4 protein-coding genes and 1 pseudogene are annotated in these 4,088 nt (G+C 38.4%); 2 read left to right on the top strand and 3 right to left on the bottom strand.

The features are described from left to right. On the bottom strand, positions 1-631 hold a 631-nt coding region (locus A9G31_RS06745), incomplete at its 3' end, for a DDE-type integrase/transposase/recombinase (protein WP_065559871.1). Beyond that, positions 631-888: a transposase gene (locus tag A9G31_RS06740; protein WP_034909955.1), complete on the bottom strand. Its 258-nt coding sequence runs from the start codon at positions 886-888 to the stop codon at positions 631-633. The genes A9G31_RS06740 and A9G31_RS06745, both read right to left, overlap by 1 nt. 73 nt (positions 889-961) lie before the next feature. Here A9G31_RS06740 and A9G31_RS06735 point away from each other — a divergent pair. Both A9G31_RS06735 and A9G31_RS06730 read left to right on the top strand, forming a co-directional pair. Continuing rightward, positions 962-1,702, top strand: a pseudogene (locus A9G31_RS06735) (alpha/beta hydrolase); the annotation flags it as partial. A gap of 185 nt (positions 1,703-1,887) precedes the next feature. Beyond that, a complete protein-coding gene (locus A9G31_RS06730) occupies positions 1,888-3,081 on the top strand; it encodes an MFS transporter (RefSeq protein WP_065561004.1) in 1,194 nt (397 codons plus the stop codon). A 278-nt stretch (positions 3,082-3,359) separates the two neighbouring features. Here the strand turns inward: A9G31_RS06730 and A9G31_RS06725 are convergent. After that, positions 3,360-4,088: hypothetical protein (locus A9G31_RS06725; RefSeq protein WP_218056403.1), on the bottom strand; the 729-nt coding region annotated here is incomplete at its 5' end.

The following is a 4,088-nucleotide window of genomic DNA, read 5'->3' as shown; positions in this document are numbered from 1 at the left end:
AAGGGCTACCGGGCTGGATATAATCAATGGTTATATCATGTGATTTAGCCCAGTTTATAAAGGTTTTTCCTGTAAATTCTGGCCCATTATCGACCCGTATTTTTAATGGATATCCATGATATTCGGCCAGTTTATCTAAGTAACGGGAAATCCTTCCTGCTGGTAAGCTTACTGCAATATCAATCCCTAACGCCTCACGATTAAAGTCATCGATAACATTGAATGTCCTAAAGCGACGTTGATTACGACTACTGTCACTCATAAAATCCATTGACCAACATTCACCTTGTTTATTGGGTGCTGATAGCCTTTCTGGGCTTCGTGGAGGAATGCGCTGTTTACGCTTTACCCTGAGATTAAGTTTCAACTCACAATACACCCGATACACCCGTTTATGATTCCATTTATAGCCGAGCTTTCTGATACGATTAAAGCATTTAGGAAAGCCCCAGCGCAAATGCCGGTCAGTGATAGCATTCAACACCGAAACAATCACCGAATCATCCGGTAACTTAGGTTGATAATAGTAAGCACAACGGCTTAAGCCAACAATGGCACAACTCATAGCAATAGTAACCGAATGATTTTGTTGTAGTTGCTGTGCCCACGTTTTACGTGCTTTTGTGGGCACTACAGCTTTTTTATGATTTCTTCCTGAAGCTGGGATTTTAAGCTCAGTTCGGCAAACATCTGCTTAAGCTTACGGTTTTCAGCCTCCAGCTCCTTTAAGCGTTTGATATCCGAAGTTTCCATTCCGCCGTATTTTTCCCGCCATTTATAAAAAGTTGAATTACCCATGCCATATTTACGGCAGAGTTCCTTGACAGGAATACCTGCTTCAGCTTCTTTTAAAATAGCGACGATTTGATGTTCAGTCATTTTTTTCATAATTAAATCCCCTTTTACTTTTATCATAGAGAATTTTCTACTTTTTTGCTGTACTATTTTAGGGGATAGTTACATTGCTTCTCCCGATATCAATACCGAGGATTTTAGTGCTGCAGTTGATTTTCTTGGTCTACAAAAAGAAGTGGATCGTAATCGTATTGGACTGCTCGGCATTTGTGGCTGGGGCGGTATGGCATTAAACAATGCAGCAATGGATACTCGTGTAAAGGCTGTTGCAACGAGTGTAATGTACGATATGAGTCGTGCAATGGGTCATGGGGTTGGTGATGGAAAAGATCGTTATTCAACAGCTGATCGACATTCTGTTTTGCAATATCTGAACGAACAACGTTGGGAAGATGCTAAAACAGGTATTCCCACATTAGGTGGACATGATATTTATATCGATGAGAAAGGTAAAGTCAGTGCTTCTAAACGTATTTTGCCAGAAACATTACCAGAAAATCCGCCTCCAGTGTTGAAAGAGTTTTATAATTACTACCGAATGCCTCGTGGTTTTCATCCTCGTTCTATTAATTCGGTTGGAGCATGGAATGCAACAATGCCTCTTTCATTTATGAATATGCCGCTACTAAGCTATGCAAATGAAATTACTATTCCCACATTAATTGTTACTGGTGAAAAGGCTCATTCTCGTTATTTTGCTGAGGATGCTTATAAAATGGTCGGTGGCAAGAAAAAAGAATTGGTAATTGTTTCTGAAGCAAATCATGTCGATTTATATGACAATACCACAGGAAAAATACCATTTACTAAATTTGAACAGTTCTTTAAGACCAGCTTAAAATTATAAGGTATATATATTAGCCATCCCAACAAAAATAACTGTATTTACTGATGGCTATTATCATTATATAAATGACAAAAATGTTATTCCTAATATTTTGTTTTTATTAACTTTATAACCACTATATACAGAAACAACATTTGCCCTTAATGCAACTCGGCCGGTCAAAAAGGTATGAGGATAAAGCTATAATGTCTAAAAAAAATCTCAATATACCAAACAATAAAACATACACACACTGGAGCGGTATATTTTCTATGACGCTATGCGTTTTTGTATTAATTGCTTCAGAATTTTTACCTGTAAGCCTACTTACACCTATTGCTAGAGATTTACAAATTACCGATGGACAAGCGGGTCAAGGTATTGCTATATCAGGTATACTAGCAGTACTAACTAGTCTGACAATTCATAAACTTACAGGAAACTTAGATCGAAAACTACTGTTACTATTTCTTACGTTTTTAATGGCTTTATCCGGGCTAGTTATCGCTATCGCATCCTATTACTTGGTTTATATTCTGGGAAGAGCACTAATTGGTATTGCTATCGGTGGATTCTGGTCAATGTCAGCTGCAACGGCTATTCGTTTGGTGCCACAGCATCAAGTACCTAAGGCTCTGGCTATTTTCAATGCCGGAAATGCTCTTGCGACAATTATAGCCGCACCACTGGGAAGCTACTTAGGAGAAACAATAGGCTGGCGTGGAACATTTATTTGTATCATTCCCCTTGCTATTTTTGCATTTATTTGGCAATGCATTAGCCTGCCTACTATGAAAACCTATAAAGAAAATCAACCTAACAAACCTATGCTTCAACTGCTAAAAAAACCAATTCTATCTATAGGCTTACTGGCGTGTGGATTATTTTTCATGGGACAGTTTACTTTATTCACCTATGTGCGCCCTTTTCTAGAAACAGTGACTAAGGTAGATAATTTTAATCTATCTTTAATTTTACTTGCTATAGGTGTCGCTGGTTTTATTGGAACAATGGTAATTGCAACCTTTCTGAAAACTAAACTCTATCAAACACTAATGATGATTTCTTTAATAATGACTGTCATTATCATAGGTTTATTTTTAACTAGTAGTCACATCTGGACTGTAGCTGCTTTATTCAGTTTATGGGGATTGTTTGCTACGGCCGCACCAACTGGGTGGTGGGCATGGATAGCACAAACATTACCCAAAGACGCAGAAATTGGTGGAGGACTAATGGTTGCAGTAATTCAATCATCAATTGCAATAGGTTCAACGATAGGCGGATTGTTATTTGATTATCTGGGATGGCAAAGCAATTTTGCACTAAGTGGTATATTATTAATTGGTTCGATAATAGCAACGTCTATTGTATTTTATAAAAATAAAACAAAAAATTAAAGATAATCTTTTAGGCTCTATTTTCATCTTTCAGTTGATAAAAGATACTTTAAAGGACAATTCGGGAGTCATAATAACTGTCTAAGTTTGGTAAGATACATTATGGTGTATGTGTTGATTTTAAAGAAATATCTTACGATTTAAGCTATATTGTAACAGGACTTTGTAAGCTATTAATTTGTGGTAGTTCAAACTTAATCTGACAGACACCTTATTACTCATCAGCATTCATTTTAATAAAATGCTTATCCGATGAGCAAAATAAATTCTCCAATTACTTAACCAACCTTTTTGCTCCGTTCCACGTTTGCAGAGTTGCCTTGCAGCTCGGCTACCACCGCACCGAGTATGGCATGGCTGACGGTGTTGGCAACGGTGTTTCCTTCGGTCTGTTGTTTGATAATTGTAGCAATTTTTGGCGCAAGTCCCCCTGCGGCTGCCCCTGCCATGTCGCCACTGATTAAGCCGTTGATGATACTAACCGCCATGTCAATGCCTTGACGGGTGTCACTGCCCATCGTTGACATCCCTTCGTTCATCGCTTTTTTGTAGGCGTCTTCGTAGATTTTTTGTTGCTCTTCTTCTGTTAGTCCCTTGTTTTTACTTTTTTCTTGTTCTTTTTCAACTGCTTCTTTTGCCTTGGATTCGGCTCTTATCCGGTCAATATGATTAAGCATCGTTAACGTTTCACCACCAATTTCACTCACTAATTGCGTTTGGTCGATGATGTCTTGCTCTTTTTGTTTGTTAAAAATGTGTTTGAGTTCGTTATTCGCCTGCTCAGTATCTCGGCTTAGTTCGTTGATATCTTGTTTTTGCTCATCCTTATTGCGGATAATTATCGTCCCTTCTGATACCGCTGAATGTGTCGTCGAATGTTCGCTTTCGTTTTTATTGCGACTGGTTGGCATCGATGGCATGCCACTAGAGCTTACCCCTGCACTGCTGCTACTGACTTGGTATTTCGATATCACTAAAGCTGATTGTGCCTGTGTCAAGGCGGTTTT

Origin of the sequence: Gilliamella sp. Gris1-4 (assembly GCF_001690335.1) — a bacterium.
Taxonomy (GTDB): domain Bacteria; phylum Pseudomonadota; class Gammaproteobacteria; order Enterobacterales; family Orbaceae; genus Gilliamella; species Gilliamella apicola_P.
The sequence above is the reverse complement of the archived record's forward strand: the minus strand, read 5'-3'. Positions and strand labels throughout refer to the sequence as shown.

What these genes read in the sequence shown, in the direction of transcription:
- A9G31_RS06740 (WP_034909955.1), bottom strand. Translation starts at nt 888, where the DNA reads ATGAAAAAAATGACTGAACATCAAATCGTCGCTATTTTAAAAGAAGCT.
- A9G31_RS06730 (WP_065561004.1), top strand. Translation starts at nt 1,888, where the DNA reads ATGTCTAAAAAAAATCTCAATATACCAAACAATAAAACATACACACAC.